The 19175-nt window shown below is 64.4% G+C and carries 18 protein-coding genes; 9 read left to right on the top strand and 9 right to left on the bottom strand.

Translation table 11 applies throughout. From position 1 onward, the window contains the following. Position 1 precedes the first annotated feature (1 nt). Genes ACGYK7_RS09150 through araD form a run of 3 tightly spaced genes read right to left on the bottom strand, consistent with a single transcriptional unit; the run spans position 2 to position 3374 of the window. Positions 2 to 712: a ribonuclease activity regulator RraA gene (locus tag ACGYK7_RS09150; protein ID WP_394401283.1), complete on the bottom strand. Its 711-nt coding sequence runs from the start codon at positions 710 to 712 to the stop codon at positions 2 to 4. Next, complete coding sequence (locus ACGYK7_RS09145) at positions 709 to 1620, bottom strand: dihydrodipicolinate synthase family protein (protein WP_394401280.1); 912 nt, start codon at positions 1618 to 1620, stop codon at positions 709 to 711. The genes ACGYK7_RS09150 and ACGYK7_RS09145 overlap by 4 nt, the downstream gene beginning before the upstream one ends. A gap of 11 nt (positions 1621 to 1631) precedes the next feature. After that, a complete protein-coding gene (gene araD / locus ACGYK7_RS09140; protein WP_394401277.1) occupies positions 1632 to 3374 on the bottom strand; it encodes an L-arabinonate dehydratase in 1743 nt (580 codons plus the stop codon). A 117-nt stretch (positions 3375 to 3491) separates the two neighbouring features. Between araD and ACGYK7_RS09135 the strand changes: the two genes are divergently transcribed. The 3 genes from ACGYK7_RS09135 to ACGYK7_RS09125 are packed head-to-tail and all read left to right on the top strand — an operon-like array spanning position 3492 to position 6795. Next, positions 3492 to 4292 (top strand): HpcH/HpaI aldolase/citrate lyase family protein, encoded by an 801-nt coding sequence (locus tag ACGYK7_RS09135; RefSeq protein ID WP_394401274.1) that lies wholly within the window; start codon positions 3492 to 3494, stop codon positions 4290 to 4292. 2 nt (positions 4293 to 4294) lie between these two features. Beyond that, positions 4295 to 5836 carry an aldehyde dehydrogenase (NADP(+)) gene (locus ACGYK7_RS09130; protein WP_394401271.1) on the top strand — a complete coding sequence of 514 codons (1542 nt, stop codon included), beginning with the start codon at positions 4295 to 4297 and terminating at the stop codon, positions 5834 to 5836. After that, complete coding sequence (locus ACGYK7_RS09125; RefSeq protein ID WP_394401269.1) at positions 5833 to 6795, top strand: 2-hydroxyacid dehydrogenase; 963 nt, start codon at positions 5833 to 5835, stop codon at positions 6793 to 6795. Before ACGYK7_RS09130 ends, ACGYK7_RS09125 begins: the two co-directional genes overlap by 4 nt. A 39-nt stretch (positions 6796 to 6834) precedes the next feature. Here ACGYK7_RS09125 and ACGYK7_RS09120 read toward each other — a convergent pair whose 3' ends face one another. Genes ACGYK7_RS09120 through ACGYK7_RS09100 form a run of 5 tightly spaced genes read right to left on the bottom strand, consistent with a single transcriptional unit; the run spans position 6835 to position 10120 of the window. Further along, positions 6835 to 7149 carry an NIPSNAP family protein gene (locus tag ACGYK7_RS09120; RefSeq protein WP_394401266.1) on the bottom strand — a complete coding sequence of 105 codons (315 nt, stop codon included), beginning with the start codon at positions 7147 to 7149 and terminating at the stop codon, positions 6835 to 6837. Between the two features lie 25 nt (positions 7150 to 7174). Beyond that, a complete protein-coding gene (locus tag ACGYK7_RS09115) occupies positions 7175 to 7891 on the bottom strand; it encodes a FadR/GntR family transcriptional regulator (RefSeq protein ID WP_394401263.1) in 717 nt (238 codons plus the stop codon). A 3-nt stretch (positions 7892 to 7894) separates the two neighbouring features. Next, positions 7895 to 8596, bottom strand: a complete 702-nt coding sequence (larB, locus tag ACGYK7_RS09110) for a nickel pincer cofactor biosynthesis protein LarB (protein ID WP_394401261.1) — start codon at positions 8594 to 8596, stop codon at positions 7895 to 7897. Then, a complete protein-coding gene (locus tag ACGYK7_RS09105; RefSeq protein ID WP_394401258.1) occupies positions 8583 to 9368 on the bottom strand; it encodes an adenine nucleotide alpha hydrolase in 786 nt (261 codons plus the stop codon). Before ACGYK7_RS09105 ends, larB begins: the two co-directional genes overlap by 14 nt. After that, a complete protein-coding gene (locus ACGYK7_RS09100) occupies positions 9365 to 10120 on the bottom strand; it encodes a FadR/GntR family transcriptional regulator (protein ID WP_394401255.1) in 756 nt (251 codons plus the stop codon). The genes ACGYK7_RS09105 and ACGYK7_RS09100 overlap by 4 nt, the downstream gene beginning before the upstream one ends. Positions 10121 to 10373: 253 nt before the next feature. On the opposite strand from ACGYK7_RS09100, the gene ACGYK7_RS09095 reads away from it, so the two are divergent. The 4 genes from ACGYK7_RS09095 (at position 10374) to ACGYK7_RS09080 (ending at position 16536) form a co-directional block, all read left to right on the top strand. Beyond that, complete coding sequence (locus tag ACGYK7_RS09095) at positions 10374 to 11333, top strand: TAXI family TRAP transporter solute-binding subunit (RefSeq protein WP_394401253.1); 960 nt, start codon at positions 10374 to 10376, stop codon at positions 11331 to 11333. A gap of 133 nt (positions 11334 to 11466) precedes the next feature. Next, positions 11467 to 13341 carry a TRAP transporter permease gene (locus ACGYK7_RS09090; RefSeq protein ID WP_394401251.1) on the top strand — a complete coding sequence of 625 codons (1875 nt, stop codon included), beginning with the start codon at positions 11467 to 11469 and terminating at the stop codon, positions 13339 to 13341. A 27-nt stretch (positions 13342 to 13368) separates the two neighbouring features. Beyond that, positions 13369 to 15075, top strand: a complete 1707-nt coding sequence (locus ACGYK7_RS09085) for a thiamine pyrophosphate-binding protein (protein ID WP_394401248.1) — start codon at positions 13369 to 13371, stop codon at positions 15073 to 15075. Positions 15076 to 15087: 12 nt separating this feature from the next. Then, entirely contained in the window at positions 15088 to 16536 is a 1449-nt protein-coding gene (locus ACGYK7_RS09080; protein WP_394401245.1) for an FAD-binding oxidoreductase, read from the top strand. 4 nt (positions 16537 to 16540) lie between these two features. Here the strand turns inward: ACGYK7_RS09080 and ACGYK7_RS09075 are convergent, their stop codons facing one another. Continuing rightward, positions 16541 to 17287 carry an SDR family oxidoreductase gene (locus tag ACGYK7_RS09075; protein ID WP_394401243.1) on the bottom strand — a complete coding sequence of 249 codons (747 nt, stop codon included), beginning with the start codon at positions 17285 to 17287 and terminating at the stop codon, positions 16541 to 16543. 177 nt (positions 17288 to 17464) lie between these two features. Between ACGYK7_RS09075 and ACGYK7_RS09070 the strand changes: the two genes are divergently transcribed. Beyond that, positions 17465 to 18076 carry a TetR/AcrR family transcriptional regulator gene (locus ACGYK7_RS09070; RefSeq protein WP_394401241.1) on the top strand — a complete coding sequence of 204 codons (612 nt, stop codon included), beginning with the start codon at positions 17465 to 17467 and terminating at the stop codon, positions 18074 to 18076. An 11-nt stretch (positions 18077 to 18087) separates the two neighbouring features. Beyond that, a complete protein-coding gene (locus ACGYK7_RS09065) occupies positions 18088 to 19068 on the top strand; it encodes a zinc-binding dehydrogenase (protein ID WP_394401239.1) in 981 nt (326 codons plus the stop codon). Positions 19069 to 19175 lie beyond the last annotated feature (107 nt).

Below are 19175 nucleotides of genomic sequence, written 5' to 3'. Positions count from 1 at the left end.
CTCAGCGGTTGTTGGCCTTGCGCCACGCGTCGAACTTATCGAGGTTCTCTTGCTGGGTGCCGGGGTAGAGCCCGATGATCCCCGCGCCGTCCTTGACCTGCTCGATCACGAAATCCTCATAGGCGGTCATCTCGACGGCCTCTTCGGCCACCTCTTTGGCGATATCCGCGGGGATGATGATCACGCAGTCGTCGTCGCCCACCACGATATCTCCGGGAAAGACCGGGGCATCGCCGCAGCCCACGGGGCAGTTGATCTCGATCGCCTCATGCAGCGTCAGGTTCGTGGGGCTGGAGGGGCGCGCGTGATAGGCGGGGATTTCCAGCGCGCCGATGGTCGCCGCATCGCGCAAACCGCCATCAGTCACCACGCCCGCCGCGCCGCGCATCATCAGCCGGGTGATCAGGATGTCACCGGCGCTGGCGGCGCGGGCATCCTTGCGGCTGTCCATCACCAACACATGGCCCTCGGGGCAGGTCTCGATCGCGACGCGCTGCGGATGCTCGGGGTTGCGGAATTCGACCAGTTGGTTGCGGTCTTCGCGGGCGGGCATATAGCGCAGGGTAAAGGCGGGGCCGACCATGTTGCGCCCCTTCGCGGCCACCGGGCCGACCCCCTGCACAACCTGATTGCGCAGCCCGCGTTTGTACAGCGCCGTCGCCAGTGTCGCGACCGAGACCGCTTGCAGTTTCTCGCGTAGTTCGGGGCTCATGCGGCCTCTCCCTTCAGTTGGTTGTCTTTCACGAATTGATCCAGCACCGCCTGCTGTTTCTCCGTCAATGGCCATGCGGAAGGCGGGCGCGTGGGGCCGCAATCCTGTCCGATGGCCATGAGGGCGGCTTTGACACCGGTGACATTGGTGCCATTGTGCTCTTCCGCGCGGATGTCCTCAAAGGCGCGCATCCCCGCGATGAGACGGTTCGCTTCGCCGTAGTCGCCCGCGTCGAGTGCCGCGTGGATGGCGACCGACCGCTCGGGCCAGACGTTGATAAGACCCGAGGTGAAGCCCCGCGCCCCCACAGCATAGAGCGGCGGCGCCCAGACCTCGGCCAGACCGCCGACCCAAACGATGTCTTTCGGCGCAGCTTCAATCGCGCGGGCAAGGTTCAAGGGGTTCGGCGTGGCCCATTTGACGCCCTTCACCCCCTCGACTTCGCACAGACGCGCGATGCCCTCGGGCCCCATCGCATCATTGCGCAGGTACAGCATCACCGGCAGCCCGCCCGAGGCATCCCGCACCGCGCGCACATAATCGACCGTGCCACGCGGCGAGACGAAGGGATCGGGCGGTTGGTGGATCATCAGCGCATCCGCCCCCGCCTCGGCGCTTGCCTTGGCCAGCGCGCAGGCATCGCGAATGCCGCGCCCAACACCCGCAAGCAAGGGCGCGCGCCCGTCGACCATCTGCGCCACCTCACGCACCATGGTGCAGGCTTCATCATTGGTCAGCGCGTAATATTCGCCGGTATTGCCGTTCACCACCGGGATATGCACCCCGGCAGCGAGGGCGCGGTCAATGATCGGCGCCAGCTTGCCCGGCGCGATCTCTCCAGCCTCGTCATAGGGCGTCACGAGGATGCCCGAGATGCCAGTGAGCGCTCTGGATAGATTATGTGTCATTGCCCGCCCTCTCAAAAAATATCCGGTTCACCCGCCGCTTGGCCAAAGGCCGCGGTGAGATAGTCAAAGTCGCAACCCTGATCGGCCTGCCCCACATGGCGCTGGAACATGTAGCCCCAGCCCCGCTCGAACCGCGGCTCGGGCGCCTGCCACGCGGCGCGGCGGGCGGCGAGTTCGTCCTCATCCACCAGCATGTCGAGGGTCCGCGCCTCAAGATCCATCCGCACGATGTCGCCCGTCTTCAGCAGCGCCAGCGGCCCGCCCACGAAAGATTCAGGCGCGACATGCAGGATGCAAGCGCCGTAAGAGGTGCCCGACATCCGCGCATCCGAGATCCGCAGCATGTCGCGGTGCCCCTGTTTCAGCAGCGCCTTGGGCATCGGCAGCATCCCCCATTCCGGCATCCCCGGCCCGCCCTGCGGGCCGGCGTTGCGCAGCACCAGCACATGGTCGGGCGTCACATCGAGGTTTTCGTCGTCGATGGCGGCCTTCATCTCGGGGTAGCTGTCAAAGACCAGCGCCGGGCCTTCGTGGTGGTGAAACTTCGGATCGCAGGCCGCCGGTTTGATTACCGCGCCATTGGGGCAGAGGTTGCCCTTGAGCACGGCAAGCGAGCCTTCCTTATAGACCGGGTTCGACAGGGGCCGGATCACGTCGTCATTATAGACAGGCGCATTCGCGATCCCCTCCTCCAGCGGTTTGCCGGTGCAGGTGATGGCCGACCGGTCAAGCTTGTCGCCCAACTGGTCCATCAGCGCCCGCAGCCCGCCCGCGAAATAGAAATCCTCCATCAGATATTCGCTGCTGCCCAAGGGGCGGATATTGGCGATCAGCGGCGTGCTGCGGCCCAGAGCGTCGAGATCGCTCAACTCCAGCGCCACCCCGGCGCGGCGTGCCATTGCAAGCAGATGCACCACCGCATTGGTCGAACAGCCCGTCGCCATCGCCACGGTCGCCGCGTTCTGCACGGCGGCGGGGGTGATGATCTTGTCCGGCGTCAGGTCTTCCCAAACCATATCGACGATGCGCCGCCCGCAAGAGGCGCTCATCCGTTTGTGCCCCGCATCCGCAGCGGGGATCGAGGTCGCCCCCGGCAGGGTCAGCCCCATCGCCTCGGCAATCGCGGTCATGGTGGAGGCGGTGCCCATCGTCATGCAATGCCCGTAGGACCGCGCGATGCCGCCTTCGACGCCGACCCATTCCTCGGCCGAGATCGTGCCCGCGCGGCGCTCGTCCCAGAACTTCCAGGCGTCCGAGCCAGAGCCGAGCGCCCGGCCCGCGTAATTGCCGCGCAGCATCGGGCCTGCGGGCAAGAAGATGAACGGCACGCCCGCGCTGATCGCGCCCATGGTCAACCCCGGCGTGGATTTGTCACAGCCGCCCATGAGGACTACTCCGTCAAGCGGATGCGAGCGGATCGTCTCTTCGGTCTCCATCGCGATCATATTGCGGTAGAGCATTGAAGTCGGCTTGGTGAAACTCTCGTCGATCGAGATCGTCGGGATCTCAAGCCCCAGCCCCCCGGCCTGCGCGATTCCCTTCTTCACGTCCTCCGCGCGGTCGCGGAAATGAAGGTGGCAGGGGTTCATCTCGGACCAAGTGTTCAGGATGCCGATCACCGGGCGGCCCTCCCAATCCTCGGGGCCGAGCCCCATCTGCATCATACGCGACCGATGGCCAAAGCTGCGCAGATCGTCGGGGGCGAACCAGCGCGCGCTGCGCAGCTGATCGGCGGTTTTCTTGGTCTCGGTCATGGAATCCTCGCCAGCTAAAACATCATCGCAAAAAGGTTGGAAAACACATCTTGCCCGAACTGATATATTACCGTATCACCCCAATTGTCGATACCATTTGAGGGAGGAGCCGCGAAAATGTCGGGAAAACCACTGAAACACACGCTCCACCCCGGCAGCCGCCTGTCGGGCTTTTGGCTCTCGCTTTGCTCTCCTACGGTGACAGAGATTGCGGCAGGCAGCGGCATCGACTGGCTGCTGCTCGATATGGAACATGCGCCGAACGACCTGAGCCAAATCACCGACCATCTGCGCGCGGCAGGCAGCGCCAATCCCGATGCGCAGATGATCGTGCGCATACCATCCTCGGACCAGACGATGACCAAGCGGCTGCTGGATATCGGCGTGCGCAACCTGATGTTCCCGATGATCCAGACGGCCGAGGCCGCCCGCCAAGCCGTATCATGGACCCGCTACCCGCCCGAAGGGCTGCGCGGTATCTCGGCCACGATCCGCGCCAATGATTACGCGCGGCAAACCGATTACCTCAGCACCTATGCAGAGGCGCAATGCGTGATCGTGCAGGTCGAAACCCCCGAAGCAGTGGCCGAAATCGCCGCCATCGCCGCCGTGCCGGGGGCGGATGCGATCTTTATCGGGCCGGGGGATCTCTCCTCCGCGATGGGCCATACTGGCGACCCGATGCACCCCGATGTCCAAGAGAAAATCCGCGAAGCGGTCGCGGCGATCCATGCCGCCGGGCTGCCTGCGGGCATCCTCGGCTATGGTGCCGATCTTGCGCAACGGTATTTCGACGAGGGTATCGAATTCGTCGCCATCGCGGGCGACGCTTGGCTGCTCACGCGGCAGATGGATGCGCTGGTGCAGACCATCGCGCAGCCCTCCCCCACTTTGACACAGCAAACCCATAAGGATTGATCATGACCGCGGACAGCAAGAGATTTCACCCCCACGGCAAACATCTGATCGCCGGCGAATGGGTCGGCGGCGGAGAGACCTTCGCCAATTCCCCCGCCACCGGCGAAAGCGACCAATTCCAAAGCGGCACCCCGGCGCATGTGGACCGCGCCTGCCAAGCGGCGGAGGAGGCCTTTTGGTCCTACGCCTATGCCAGCCGCGAGACCCGCGCCGCCTTCCTCGACACCATCGCGGATGAGATGGAGGCCCGAGCCGAGACCATCACCGAGATCGGCACCCGCGAATCCGGCCTGCCCGAAGCCCGCCTTCAGGGCGAGCGGGGGCGGACAACCGGGCAGCTGCGCCTCTTTGCCGATCACATCCGCAAAGGCACGCATCTGGACCGCCGCGTTGACGGCGCCCTGCCCGAGCGCCAGCCGATGCCGCGCCCCGATATCCGCATGATCCAGCGCCCCATCGGGCCGGTCGCGGTATTTGGCGCGTCGAACTTCCCGCTGGCCTTCTCCACCGCGGGCGGCGACACCGCCGCGGCGCTGGCGGCGGGCTGCCCGGTCGTGGTCAAGGGCCACTCTGCCCACCCCGGCACGGGTGAGATCGTCGCCGAAGCGATCCACGCGGCGATCCAGAAATGCGACATCCACCCCGGCGTCTTCTCTCTGATCCACGCCAACAGCCGCGAGGTGGGCCAGACGCTGGTGCAGCACCCGCTCATTAAGGCCGTGGGCTTTACCGGATCGCTCGGCGGGGGGCGCGCGCTCTTTGATCTTTGCGCCCAACGCCCCGAACCGATCCCCTTCTTTGGCGAGTTGGGGTCGGTGAACCCGATGTTCGTTCTGGCCGAGGCTGCCCGCAACCGCGGCGCTGAGATTGGCGCGGGCTGGGCCGGGTCGCTGACCATGGGCGCGGGGCAGTTCTGCACCAACCCCGGCATCGCAATCGTGGCCAAGGGGGCCGAAGGCGACGCATTCGTCGCCGCCGCGAAAGAGGCGCTTGAGCAGGTCGGCCCGCAGGTCATGCTGACCGATGGCATCGCCCAAGCCTACCGTGACGGCAAGGAACGTTTCACCGGGCGCAACGCCGTCCGCGCGCTGGTCAGCAATGACAGCGAAGGCCGGGTCGCCAAGCCGAACCTGTTTGAAACAGACGCCGATACCTACCTACAAGATCACGCGCTTGGGGAAGAGGTTTTCGGCCCCTTGGGTCTGGTGCTGCGGGTGTCCTCGGGCGATGAGATGCAAGAGCTTGCCAAGGGGTTCGAGGGGCAATTGACCGCGACACTCCAGATGGACGAGGGCGACACCGACGCCGCCAAGGCGCTGATGCCGATCCTTGAGCGGAAAGCGGGCCGGGTACTTGTGAACGGTTTCCCCACCGGGGTCGAGGTTTGTGACGCCATGGTGCATGGCGGCCCCTACCCGGCCTCCACCAACTTTGGCGCGACCTCCGTCGGCACCATGGCGATCCGCCGCTTCCTGCGGCCCGTGTCCTACCAGAACCTGCCCGAGGCGCTATTGCCCGAAGACCTGCGCGGAGCCTCGGCATGAGCGGCGCATTGATCGGCCCCGTCGCCGTGCTCGACGCGATGCCACAGGACATGCAAGACAAGGTGCGCGGCTATGCTGAAGGGCTCGACCTGCGCTTTGCGGCCTCCTTCTCGGAAGCGGACTTTGCCGACGCGGTAAAGGGGGCAGCCTATATCGTCCCACGCGGGCGGGGGCTTCCGGCTGAGGTCTTGCGGGGGGCCGATAGCGTGCGCCTCGTCCATCAATGGGGCACGGGGTACGATAAGATCCCCTTGGATGTCGCGCGCGAGATGGGTGTTCCGGTCGCGCGCAGCCCCGGGGTCAACGCGCCTACCATCGCCGATCTGACCATCGGCATGATGATCGCGGCGCTGCGCCGCATCCCGCTGCACTACAACAACACCCGCGCGGGCAAATGGATCGTGCCCGAGATCGTCCCCGGGGCGCGGGATCTTAGCAGTCAGAAGATCGGGCTGATCGGCTTTGGTGCCATCGGGCAGCTTGTCGCGAAACGGCTGACGGGCTTTGACTGCGAGGTGCTCTACTACCGCCGCTCGGGGGAAGCTGAAGGCACCAGCGCACGCTATGCCGAACGCGATGAGATCCTTGAGACCTGCGATATCGTCAGCCTGCACATGCCGCTGACCGATGCGTCACACCACACCATCGGCGCGGAGGAACTGGCGCGGATGAAATCGGATGCCCTTTTGGTCAACACCGGGCGCGGCGGGCTGATCGACGAGGCGGCCCTGATCGACACGCTGACCCACAAACGCATCGCCGGGGCGGCATTGGATGTCTTTACCCAAGAACCAGTAGAGCCGGACAACCCCCTTCTACGCCTCGATAACGTCCTGCCCCTGCCCCATATCGGCGGCCATAGCGAGGACAACCTCAAGCGCATGGTCAGCCATTGGGCGGGCAACATCCGCGCCTTCCACGAAGGGCGCGGCATCGACGAGGCCTGCCTCGTGACCTGAAGGCAGCCCCCGGCCTGACCCCTCAGGCCGGGGCGCTGCTTAATCGTCGAGCGGCACGGGCATCAGGATCTTGTTGGTCTGGCTCACCAAATACCCAGCCTCGGCGCTTTTCTCGAGATAGGCCTGCCACTCAGGATCCGCCGCCATCTGCGCCCGGCGGGCGGCACGGTCGGCGGCGTCCTTATAGGCCCAGATATGCACGAAGGCATTCACGTCGCCCGTCTCGACCTGCGCATAGATCACCGGCTCGCCCAGAATGCGGCGCTGCGCCGGGAAGCCGAATTCGGCATAGAGCGCAAGGTGTTTTTTGATCGTGCCGGGGCGGCAACAATAGGTCCGGTGGTCGTAGATCATGGGGTGGTCTTTCTGCTTGCTTGGGTCATGCGATACCGGCGTGGTCGGTGATCCGGGCCCGCGCCTGCAAAAGGTGATAGGCCATCGACACGCCCGCGACTTCGCTGTCGCCCGCGCGGATCGCTTCGAGGATTTGGCGGTGTTCGCTGATCACCACGTCGATCCTAGCTTGGGAGCCTTGGCGCGTCAGTTTTTGCGCCACGTCGATCCCCTGCTCGATCGACTCCCGCGCACAGTCGAGCATCTGCACGAAAACCTCATTGCCTGACGCCGCCGCGATGGCGCGGTGGAACTGGTAATCGGCGTCAAAGGACGGGTCGCGCGCCTGCATAGATGCCTCCAGCGTCTGCAAGGCTGCCTCGATCCGGGCGATATCCTTGGGGCTGGCACGCTGCGCGGCCATGTGGGCGGTGGCCTTTTCGATCGTGATCCGCGCCTCCATCGCGCGCATCAGCCCGGCGACAGATCCCGCCGTGGCATATTCGATCAGCTTTTCCGAAGGCCGCCGCCGCACGAAAGTGCCCACGCCGCGCCGTGCCTCAACAAGACCATCCTCTTGCAGCTTGCGCAGCGCCTCACGCACCACGGGGCGCGACACGCCAAAGGCGGTGGCGATCTGGTTTTCCGAAGGCAGCTTTTCTCCCTGCACCAGCTTGTTGGACACGATCTGTTCAAGAACCTGCCCGTAAAGCTGGTCGGCCAAAGTCTGGCGTTTCTTGATCTTTAACTTCGGTGCTGTCACCGGCTACCCTCCCGCCGCGGCGCGGCGCATCATGTTGGCCAGCCGCAACGCCGATGTTGCAGCCCCATAGCCGTTGTCGATGTTCACCACCGTCACCCCCGGCGCGCAGCTGGCGAGTATCGAATCGAGCGCGACCCTCCCGCCGCGGGCCACACCATAGCCGACGGAGGTTGGCACACCAATGACCACCCCCGGCACCAGCCCGGCCACGACGGAAGGCAAGGCCGCGTCCATCCCGGCAAAGACGATCACCACATCCATCTCGCGCAGCAGCTCTTCCCGCGCGAGCAGCCGCCACAGCCCGGCGATGCCCACGTCCGAAACCTCGGTCGCTTCCATCCCGCCATAGGCCAGCGTGCGCCGCGCCTCGGCCATGGGGGCGTAATCAGAGGTGCCCGCACTGACGAGCGCGATGCGCGGGATGCTGGCCAAAGGCCCGATCTCTCCCAGAATGGCGGTGCGCGAGGCGGTGCAGTAATTGACCCGTTGCGCAAAATCGGCGGGCAGCGCAGCGAACTGCTCTGCCGTCAGCCGGGTCAGCAACAGCCTGCGCCCCTCTGCCGCCGCATCGCCGATGATCGCGGCGATCTGCGCCACCGACTTATGCTCGCAAAGCACGGCCTCTTCGATGCCGATACGCCCCCCGCGGCCCCGGTCAAAGGTCACGTCTGGATGCCCGTCAGGGCCGGTCTTAGTGGTGGACAAATGCACTTCCTCTCGAGTAGGCGCGCAGATTGACCGCGCGCCCGTCATCCGTGGCCCGCCGAACCTGCGCCAATATCGCTACACGTTTCTGGGCGGAGAGGTCTTCATAGACAAGCGGATCAAGCTCCACCACCCAGCCCCCGCGCAGGCGTCGGCACCGCAGGGTGATATTGCCCATGACCTCACGCAGCAGGGTTTCCACCCGGTCGATCACCGCCAGTTCCGCAGGCTCCACCCGCAGACCGGTCTCGATCCGGCTGGCCAAACAGGGGGCGGCGGGCAGTTCCGCCAGATCCCCCAGCCCGAGCGCGCGGGCCAAGGCGCGCACATCCGACTTGGACATCTGCGCCTCGACGAAAGGGTGCAGCACGCCATGTTCCGCCGCCGCTTGCAGCCCGGGCCGATAGTCCGTCAGGTCATCGGTATTGGTGCCCGCCGCGACCAGCGGCCCCATGCGCGCCAAGGTGCCATAGAGGTTCGACTTGCAGAAATAGCAGCGGTTGACCGGATTGGCGCGATAGGCGGGATCGGCGAACTCCCCCGCGTCGACCAGCTTCAGCGCCAGGCCCCAAGTGGTGGCGAAATCCTTCACCCGCGCGGTGGCCGCCGCGGGAACGGCGGGTGAGACCGCATGGCAGAGCGTCACGCCCGCCGCCCCGCGCACCTTGGACGCGGCGGCCGAGAGCGTCAGGCTGTCGATCCCCCCGCTGAGCGCGACGGTCAGTGCGGTGGGCCGCGCGAGGGCGGCATGGAGGGCGGCAGGAACGGTCACTCCGCCAGACCGTCCTCGGTCTTTAGCTGTGCCAAGAGCCGCCCGCTCGACATCTGGAGGTGGTCGCGCATCCGCTGGCGGGCGCGCTCTGCGTCCCCTTCGGCGATAGAAGCGGCGATGTCGTAGTGTTCCTGTATGGCGTCGCGGCTTTCGCCGCCGCGTTTCAGCGCCTGCAGCCGCCCGGCCAGCATCGTCTCGCGCAGGCTGGCGACAAGATAGTTGAACAGGCTGAGGTAATAGCTGTTGCCCGTCGCCTCGCACACCGCGCGGTGAAAGCCGAGGTCGGCAGTAACCCCCGCCGCGACCGCCGGGCCGCCGATCTTGTTGCTTTGATCATAGGCAGCGGCGGCACGCTCAATCTCTGCGCGGGCCTCGGGGGTGGCACGGGCGGCGGCGATGGCGGCGGCTTCGATCTCAAGCCCCATGCGCAGCTCCAGGATCTGTTCGAGTTTGCGCTGGCTTTCCATATCACGCTCAGGGATAGCAAAGCCCTGACGGGGCCGGTCGCTGGCGACAAAGGCCCCCCGGCCCTGACGGCTCGACAACATGCCTTCGGCCTTGAGGCGCGACACCGCCTCGCGGATCACCGTGCGGCTCACGTCGAAATCACTGGCCAATGTGGTTTCGGAAGGCAGCACATCGCCCACGTTCCAGACACCGTTCACCACGTTGTGGCGCAGCACCTCGGTCACCTGATCGCTCAGCGTGGCACCATCGACAAGGGGCGCGGTCGCCTGAAGATTTGCAGCCATGATAACAACTTCCTTTCGCCGATTGGATCACCTGTATGACAAGCTGTCAATAATCAGAAGGTAGGGCCGGTCTCAGCATTACAACCAGAATACAACATTACAAGTAAGAGGAAATCCCCATAAATTTGTATTTTTAATTGACAGGCTAGAGATTCCCCCGCAGTCTGCGGATCACGGCAAGAGGATGTCAGGGGGGAGCCCGGAACCCATCCAGTAGCTGCCGACACACAGTCAAAACTCGGGAGGAGTTTCTATGTCACCGTTCTTCAAATCGATCCGCCGCACCACAGCGGCCACCATCCTTTTCGCCGTCGCAGGCGCCGCCGCCCATGCGCAGAGCTTTGTCATGGCGACCGGTCAGCAGGGCGGGTCGTGGTATCCCGTGGGCGGCGCGATCAAGGCGATTGTGGAGCGTGAGAACCCCGATATGGACATCACCGTCACCCCGGGTGCGGGCGTGTCGAATGTGGTTGGCGTGGACGCGGGCCGCTTTGGCATCGCCTTCGCCAACTCGATCTCGACCGTGGACAGCCTGTCGGGCAAAGAGCCGTTCCGCAAGGCGACGACCAATGTCTGTAACCTTGGCATTCTGTATCCGCAGTATTTCCAGATCGTCGCGCTTGAGGATTCGGGCATCAAGACCATCGCCGACATGAAGGGCAAACGCCTGACCACGCAACAGCTTGGCAACACAGGCGAATTCCTGACGCGTGAGCTTTTGTCGACCGCCGACATGACCTTCGATGACCTCGACAGCGTCGCCAACACGTCCTATTCCGACTCCGCCTCGCAGATGAAAGACGGTCAGGCCGATTTCTTCACCCTGGGGTCGTCGCTGCCCACAGGTTCGGTGATGGATCTGGCCTCTTCGCGCAAGATCCGCCTGGTCGACGTGGATGAAGAGACCTTCAAGTACTTCAAGGACAAGAACGCCGCCTTCCAGCGCCGCGAAGTCAAGGCAGGCGCCTACCCCGGTTTCGATGAGACCGTGCATGCGATCAGCTACGACACCCATATGGTCGCGCCCTGCGACTATGACGGTGAGATCGTCAAATCCGTGCTCGCCGCCATTGCCGACAACAACGACAGCTTTGCCGCGATCAGCAAATCCATGGCGAACCTGACGGTCGAGGAAATGGCCACCGACATCGGCGTGCCCTTCCACCCCGCCGCGAAAGAGTTCTACGCAGAGCGTGGTGTCTCGGGGATGTAATTCCGCCCTGACGAGAAACGGGTCGGCCGGGGCCAAGCGCTCCGCCCGACCCACATCCCCCTAGGCCTTGGACTGGCGCATCGCATGCGCCACCGCACAAGGGCCGCCTTCCACTCTAGACGCGAGAACCCCCATGCAACTGTCGATCTTTCTGGACAAGATGCCCCTGATTACCCGCATAGCAAGGCTGATCCTGATCGGCATGGCTGCCTGGCATCTCTATGTCGCCTTCGTCGGCCCGCCCAATCCCTATATCATGCGCGGCGTGCACGTCGCTTTGGCGCTTTTGCTGATCTTCCTGACCATCAACCGCAAGGGGCTGCGCAACGATGTGCCGCGCTGGTATGACGTGGTGCTGGGGCTGATCGCTTCGGGGGCGGCGCTTTATCCTTCGTTCAACCTTAATTACATCACGCAGCGCTTCCTCTACGTCGATCCGCTAATGCCGATGGACATCGTGGTGGGGATCACGCTTGTGGTTCTGCTATTGGAAGCCACACGCCGGATGCTGGGGCCGATGCTGCCGATCACGGCACTTTTGTTCCTCGGCTACGGCCTCGCCTTCACCTCGACCCTGCCGTCGGTGATCCTTGAGCAGTTGTTCATGACGCCCGAAGGCATCTTCGGCATCCCGATCGCGGTTTCGGCGACCTATATGGTGCTTTTCATCCTCTTCGGCTCTTTGGTCGAGCGGATGGGCGTGGGCCAGCTCTTCATGGATTTCGCGGTCGCCCTTACCGGGCGTCAGGTCGGCGGCCCGGCCAAGGTGGCCTGTGTGACCTCGGGCCTCTTCGGGTCGGTGTCCGGCTCTGCCGTGGCCAATGTGATGACGACCGGCACCTTTTCCATCCCGCTGATGAAACGCATGGGGTTCAAACCCGCCTTCTCCGGCGCGGTCGAAGCCGTGGCCTCGACCGGCGGGCAGATCATGCCGCCCGTCATGGGGGCTGCGGCCTTTGTCATGGCCGAATACCTCGGCGTGGGATATCTTACGGTCGCGAAATACGCGCTGGCGCCCGCGATCCTGTTCTATGTGGCCCTTTTCGCCGCGGTCCATTTCGAGGCCAAGCGCAAGGGCATCGGGTCGGTCCCGAAAGAGGATCAAGTGCCGCTGAAAACCGTCCTTGTCGAGCGGGGCCACCTGTTCCTGCCGCTGGCGATCATCGTGGGCGTGCTGATGCTGGGCTATTCGGCCCCCTATGCGGCACTTTGCGGTATCGTCTCGGTCGTGCCCGTCGCGGCGCTGCGCAAGACGACACGGCACTACGTCACCGTCGACAACATCCTCGAAGCGCTAGAAGGGGGCGCGCGGAACGTGCTGGCGATTGCCGCGGCCTGTGCCTGTGCGGGCATCGTCGTCGGCGTGATCGACATTACCGGCCTTGGCCTGACCTTCTCGAACTTCGTGATCGAAGCGGCCCAAGACACGCTGGTCATCGCGCTCTTCCTGTCGATGATCGCGGGCATCATCCTCGGCATGGGGATGCCGACCACACCGGCCTATATCGTGCAGGTCGCCCTGCTGGTGCCGGCGCTGGTGAAACTTGGCGTGCAGGTCGAAGCGGCGCATCTCTTCGTGTTCTACTTCGCAATCCTGTCGGCCATCACACCCCCCGTGGCCATGGCGGTCTATGCGGCCAACACCCTGTCGCACGCCAAGATCGTCGAGGCGAGCTGGGCTGCGGTGAAACTCGGTGCCACCGGCTTTATCGTGCCCTTCATGTTTGTCTATGAACCGGCGATCCTGATGCAGGGCTCGGCCACGCAGATCACCTTGGTCCTGTTGCAGGCCACCATTGGCGTCATCCTGCTGGCCGCCGCCTTGCAACGCTACTACTTCGGCAGACTGTCCAACGTGCTGTCGGTGGTGCTGTTCGGGGCCTCGCTCCTGCTGATCTATCCCGATCTGCGGTTCACCGCCTCGGGGCTGGTCATCGCGGGCGTTATCCTGGCCTTCCAAAAGGCCAGGAACCCCAGCCCGAAAAGCCAAGCGGCCACACATACTTAAATCTCAGAACGAAACGGAGCCTTCTCCATGCTGCAAAAAACATCCCTCAGGGCGCGGACCGGCGGACAGGTCCTTGTGGATCAGCTGCTGATTCACGGCGCCGACACCGCCTATTGCGTGCCCGGCGAAAGCTACCTTGAGGTGCTGGATGCGCTGCATGACGTGCAGGACCGTTTCACCCTGATCAACGCGCGGCACGAAGCCGGGGCCGCCAATATGGCCGAAACCTATGGCAAGCTCACCGGCACCCCCGGCATCTGCATGGTCACCCGCGGCCCCGGTGCCTGCCACGCGGCCATCGGCGTGCATATCGCGCAGCAAGACAGCACGCCGATGATCCTGCTCGTGGGCCAGATCGCCCGCAACACGACCGACCGCGAAGCCTTTCAGGAAGTCGACTACCGCGCCATGTTCGGCCCCATCGCAAAATGGGCCACCCAGATCGACGACCCGGCGCGGGTGCCGGAATATATGGCCCGCGCCTTTCGCGTGGCGACCTCGGGCCGCCCCGGCCCGGTGGTGATCTCCCTGCCCGAAGACATGCTGACCGAGGTGGTTTCCGTGGCCGATGCGCGGCCCTATACGGCCACCCATGCCGGCCTGTCGCCCGATAACCTCGATATGCTCAAGACCGAGATCGCGCAGGCCGAACGGCCCTTGCTGCTGCTCGGCGGCTCGGGCTGGTCGGATGAGAGTGCGGCGGCCATCACCCGCTTTGCCGAGGCCAACAAGATCCCTGTCACCACCTCTTTCCGGCGGCAGGACATCGTGAACAACCTCTCTCCGGTCTATGCAGGCGATTTCGGCACCTCCACCGCACCCAGCCTTTATGCGCATCAACGCGAGGCGGATCTGCTTGTGGTGATCGGCGCACGACTGGGGGAGATGACGACCAAGACCTACACCACCATGCAATCGCCCAACCCTGACACCCGTCTGGTGCATCTCTACCCCGAGGCGGATGAGATCGGCCGCGTCTATTCGCCGGACCTGGGCATCGCGGCGGCGCCCGTCGCTGTGGCCGCCGCCTTGGACGGTGTCGATCTGGGCCGGGCAGAGGCGTGGGGCAATTGGTGCGACAAGCTGCACGCCGATTACCTCACCGATACCGAAGCGCCCAATGGCGGCGACTGGGATCTCGACATGGGAGTGGCCCTTGCGCAACTGCGTGATGAGCTGCCCGACGACGTGGTGGTCACGCTCGACGCGGGCAACCACACCGGCTGGGCGCAGCGGTTCCTGCGCTTTGGCCGCCCGGGCCGGATCGTCGGCTCCACCTGTGGCGCGATGGGCTATTCGGTGCCCGCCGCCGTCGCAGCCTCGATCGCAGACCCTGAGCGGCTGACGCTGTCCTTCGTCGGCGATGGCGGCTTTATGATGAGCGGCAATGAACTTGCCACCGCCGCGCAATATGGCGGGCGGCCCATCGTGCTGCTGTTCAACAACGGCATCTACGGCACCATCCGCATGCATCAGGAACGCGACCACCCCGAACGCATCTCGGGCACCACCTTGCAGAACCAAGACTTCGTGAAGATGGCCGAAGGTCTGGGCGCCCATGCCGAGCGGGTAACCAAGACCAAGGATTTCGCCGCCGCCTTCACCCGCGCCCGCGAGAGTGGCCGTCCCGCGCTGATCGAACTGGTGACCGACCCCGAGCAGATCTCGACCCGCACCACGATCAGCAAGCTGCGCGCCGCGGCCCAGAAAAAAGTCGACGCCGACCAGCGCTGAAGGATGACCCAGATGACGACCCTGACCGCGCCGCCCCGCGCAGATGATACGAAGGCGCAAGACCACGACGCCTTGCTCGATGCGCTGCGCGGTGCCATCGGCCCTGCCCATGTGGTGACCGACGCCAAGGATTTCGACGCACGGCTGATCGAAGACCGCGGGCTCCGGCGCGGCACGGCGCTGGCGCTGATCCGCCCCGGCTCGACCGAAGAGGTCGCCGCCTGCATGGGTCTGTGCCATGCCGCTGAGGTGCCGGTCACGCCGCAGGGCGGCAACACCGGCCTTGCGGGGGGCGGTGTGCCCGACGGCGGCATCATCCTCACGACCGACCGGCTGAACCGTATCCGCGCGGTCGATCCGACCAATGCCACGATGACGGTTGAAGCAGGCTGCATCCTTGCCAATATCCAAGCGGCGGCGGATGAGGTCGACGCGCTTTTCCCGCTCTCGCTTGCCTCCGAAGGCTCCTGCCAGATCGGCGGCAATCTTTCGACCAACGCAGGCGGCACGGCGGTGCTGCGCTATGGCAATACCCGCGACCTCGTGCTGGGGATCGAAGCGGTGCTGCCCGATGGCCGGGTGCTGAATGACCTGAACGGCCTGCGGAAAAACAACACCGGTTTTGACCTCAAACACCTCTTTATCGGCGCCGAAGGCACGCTTGGCATCATCACGGCGGCGGTGATCAAACTTTTCCCCAAACCCACCGCCCGTGCCACCGCGCTGGTGGCCTGCACCGGCCCCGACCCGGCGCTCGCGCTTTATGCGCGAATGCGCGGCCAGACCGCCGACATGCTTTCGACATTCGAATATATCGACCGGCTGGGCCTGCAAATGGTGATCGACCACGCGCCCGGCTGTAGCGATCCGATGGCCAAGGCGCATCCCGCCTATTGCCTGATCGAACTCACCGGCAATGGAGGGCAGACAGACCTCGACGCCCGGCTGGAAAACGCATTGGAAGCGGCTTTCGAGGCGGAGGAGATCATCGACGCCGTGATCGGCGCGTCGGAGGCGCAGAAAGACGCGCTTTGGGCGCTGCGCGAGAACCTGTCAGAGGCGCAGAAACCTGAAGGCGCGTCGATCAAACATGACGTTTCGGTCCCGGTGTCGCGCGTGGCGGATTTCATCCGCGAGGCGACCCAAGCCTGTATGGACCACATGCCCGGCCTGCGGCCCTGCCCCTTTGGCCATTTCGGCGACGGCAACCTGCATTTCAACCTGTCGCGCCCGGTGGATATGGCGGATGCGGCGTTCCTTGCCGAATACGGAGCTTTCAACCGGATCGTGCATGATATCGTGCACCAGATGGGCGGCTCTTTCTCGGCGGAACATGGCATCGGCACTTTCAAACGCGCCGAGCTGCGCCGGTATAAAGACCCGGTCGCGCTGGAGTTGATGGCGCAGATCAAAGCCACCCTCGACCCGGCCCATTTGATGAACCCGGGCAAGGTGCTTTGACCGCTTAACCGCGCCCCGCGAAGGGCATTTTGGTTGCCATCACGGTGACGAACATGGCGTTTGAGTCGAGTGACAGCTTCGCCATATATGACAGCGTTTCGGCCACGTCGTTCACATCCATGCGCGGCTCGGACATGCGGCTGCCATTAGGCTGCAGGATGCCATCTGCCATCCGCTCGGTCATCTCGCTGGCCGCATTGCCGATGTCGATCTGCCCGCAGGCAATGTCATGCGCCCGCCCGTCGAGCGACAGCGCGCGGGTCAACCCGGTGATCGCATGTTTCGTCGCCGTATAGGGCACCGACAGCGGGCGCGGCACATGGGCGCTGATCGAGCCGTTGTTGATGATCCGCCCGCCCCTTGGGCTCTGCCGTTTCATCAGGGCGAAAGCCGCACGGGCGCAGAGGAATGACCCGGTCAGATTGGTCGCGACGATGTCGTTCCACTCCGCCACGCTTAAGCCGTCCACCTCAACCGCCGGGCCATTGCGCCCGGCATTGTTGAACAGCAGATCGAGCCGGCCAAAGGTCGTCTCCACCCGCTCGAAAAGCGCGCCGACCTCCGCCTCGATCCCAACATCGGCAGCCACGGCGATATGCCCCTGCCCATCAAGCGTCGCGCAGGCCGCGTCAATCTTATCCTGCCGCCGCCCGGTGAGAACGAGAGTGAAACCGTCCTTCGCCAAACGCTGCGCACAAGCAAGGCCCACTCCGCTTCCGGCCCCCGTGATTAGAGCAATCTTTTGATCCATCTTACCATTCCATTCCTGTCATCGCCCTCCGGGCCGTTGTGTGGAAACTAATATATATGATTACGCAAGAATAGGTTTTTTCGTCGTTTTCCAGAATGATGCACTCTTGAATCCGCCCGCCTCACATTCGCGCGAGCGCGCTAGACGACCGGTCTATTATTTCTTAAATGCCCCGATATGACAGAGGCAAAGAAATCAGACCAGACGCGGCAACGCATTTTGGACAGCGGGCGCAGCCTCGTGCTGCGGCATGGGTTCTCTGGCGTTGGCCTGTCGCGCATTCTAAGCGAAAGCGGCGTGCCCAAGGGCTCTTTCTACTATTATTTCGCGTCAAAAGAGGCTTTTGGCACCGCGATGTTGGCCGATTACGTCGAGGCCTATCTCGATCGCGTCGATGCGCTGATCGCGGCTTCGGGAACGGCGGGCGCTAAGCTCGACAGTTTCTGGGATGCATGGCTCAGCCAATCCAGCGCCCCGGGGATCGCCAGCGCCTGTTTGGTGGTGAAACTCGGATCCGAAGTCGCCGACCTGTCGGAGACGATGCGCGAAACGCTCGATCAGGGTGTCGATGCCTTGGTCGCCCGGATTGCCCAATTGCTGCGCCAAGGCGCAGAGGATGGGACCGTTCGTGCGCTCGAAGACCCCGAGACCACAGCCCGCATGCTCTATGCCAAATGGCTCGGCGCTGCGGTGCTGGCCAAACTGGCGCGCAGCGATGCGCCCCTGCGCATGGCGCGCGCTGAAACCTCTGCCCAACTCTCCCCCACCGGGGGCCAATTCCCAACCTGAAAGGAAACACCATGTTCGCTGCCATCCACGACACATTCGGCGAGCCCGCCGAGGTTCTGACCACCCGCGAAACCGACAAGCCCGCGCCCGCCGCTGGCGAAGCGCTGCTGCGCATGGTGCTTTCGCCCATCCACAACCACGACCTTTGGACCGTGCGGGGCAACTATGGCTACAAGCCCGACCTGCCCGGTGCCATCGGCGGCTCCGAAGCGCTTGGCATCGTCGAGGCCGTGGGCGAAGGCGTCGATGAGGCGCTGATCGGCAAACGCGTCACCGCCGCTGGCTTCCACGGCGCATGGGCCGAGTATTTCACCGCCCCCGCCGCGGGCCTGCTGCCCCTGCCCGAGGCGATCTCGGACGAAGCGGGCGCGCAGTTGATCGCCATGCCCTTCAGCGCCCTGTCCTTGTTGGAGACCCTCAAGGTCGGCGAAGGCGATTGGCTGATCCAAACCGCCGCCAATGGCGCGGTCGGCAAAATCATGGTCGGTCTGGCCAAGGCGCGCGGTGTCAAATTGCTGAACCTCGTCCGCCGCGAGGGCGCCGCCGAAGAGATGCGCGAAACCGGTGCGGAACATGTCCTGTCCACCGAAGATGCGGATTGGCAGAGCAAAGCGCGTGAGTTGATCGGCAAAGACGGTGCGGTTTCGGCCATCGATTCCGTCGGTGGCGAGTTGGGCGGCCAACTGGTCGAACTGCTGGGCAAGGACGGTGAGTTGATCGTCTTCGGCACGGCGACGGGCCAGCCGCTCTCCATGTCTTCGGGCGAATTGATCATGAAGCACATCACCGTCAAAGGCTTCTGGGGCTCGCGCGTGAGCGGCGAGATGGCGGCTGAGACGCGGGGCCGCCTGATTGGCGAATTGGTGCAACTGGCCGCGAAGGGCCAACTGCCCCTCGACACCGGCGGCATCTACCCGCTGGCCGAGGTGACCGAAGCGATGAAATCCGCGCTGACCACGGGCCGTGGCGGCAAGGTCATGCTGCGCCCGTGATCGGGATTTGACGACAGCGGCGGCCCTCCCTCCCCGGGGCCGCCGCCCCATGCGCGGAATGCCCAAGTTTCAGACAGCACCGCGATTTGTCGCCCATTTTTCAAGCA

This window comes from Sulfitobacter sp. 1A15299 (assembly GCF_043556915.1).
Taxonomy (GTDB): Bacteria; Pseudomonadota; Alphaproteobacteria; order Rhodobacterales; family Rhodobacteraceae; genus Sulfitobacter.
The sequence above is the reverse complement of the archived record's forward strand: the minus strand, read 5'-3'. Positions and strand labels throughout refer to the sequence as shown.

What these genes read in the sequence shown, in the direction of transcription:
- araD (WP_394401277.1), bottom strand. Translation starts at nt 3,374, where the DNA reads ATGACCGAGACCAAGAAAACCGCCGATCAGCTGCGCAGCGCGCGCTGG.
- ACGYK7_RS09095 (WP_394401253.1), top strand. Translation starts at nt 10,374, where the DNA reads ATGTCACCGTTCTTCAAATCGATCCGCCGCACCACAGCGGCCACCATC.
- ACGYK7_RS09130 (WP_394401271.1), top strand. Translation starts at nt 4,295, where the DNA reads ATGACCGCGGACAGCAAGAGATTTCACCCCCACGGCAAACATCTGATC.
- ACGYK7_RS09100 (WP_394401255.1), bottom strand. Translation starts at nt 10,120, where the DNA reads ATGGCTGCAAATCTTCAGGCGACCGCGCCCCTTGTCGATGGTGCCACG.
- ACGYK7_RS09065 (WP_394401239.1), top strand. Translation starts at nt 18,088, where the DNA reads ATGTTCGCTGCCATCCACGACACATTCGGCGAGCCCGCCGAGGTTCTG.
- ACGYK7_RS09070 (WP_394401241.1), top strand. Translation starts at nt 17,465, where the DNA reads ATGACAGAGGCAAAGAAATCAGACCAGACGCGGCAACGCATTTTGGAC.
- ACGYK7_RS09125 (WP_394401269.1), top strand. Translation starts at nt 5,833, where the DNA reads ATGAGCGGCGCATTGATCGGCCCCGTCGCCGTGCTCGACGCGATGCCA.
- ACGYK7_RS09150 (WP_394401283.1), bottom strand. Translation starts at nt 712, where the DNA reads ATGAGCCCCGAACTACGCGAGAAACTGCAAGCGGTCTCGGTCGCGACA.
- ACGYK7_RS09090 (WP_394401251.1), top strand. Translation starts at nt 11,467, where the DNA reads ATGCAACTGTCGATCTTTCTGGACAAGATGCCCCTGATTACCCGCATA.
- ACGYK7_RS09145 (WP_394401280.1), bottom strand. Translation starts at nt 1,620, where the DNA reads ATGACACATAATCTATCCAGAGCGCTCACTGGCATCTCGGGCATCCTC.
- ACGYK7_RS09080 (WP_394401245.1), top strand. Translation starts at nt 15,088, where the DNA reads ATGACGACCCTGACCGCGCCGCCCCGCGCAGATGATACGAAGGCGCAA.
- ACGYK7_RS09135 (WP_394401274.1), top strand. Translation starts at nt 3,492, where the DNA reads ATGTCGGGAAAACCACTGAAACACACGCTCCACCCCGGCAGCCGCCTG.
- ACGYK7_RS09085 (WP_394401248.1), top strand. Translation starts at nt 13,369, where the DNA reads ATGCTGCAAAAAACATCCCTCAGGGCGCGGACCGGCGGACAGGTCCTT.
- ACGYK7_RS09120 (WP_394401266.1), bottom strand. Translation starts at nt 7,149, where the DNA reads ATGATCTACGACCACCGGACCTATTGTTGCCGCCCCGGCACGATCAAA.
- ACGYK7_RS09075 (WP_394401243.1), bottom strand. Translation starts at nt 17,287, where the DNA reads ATGGATCAAAAGATTGCTCTAATCACGGGGGCCGGAAGCGGAGTGGGC.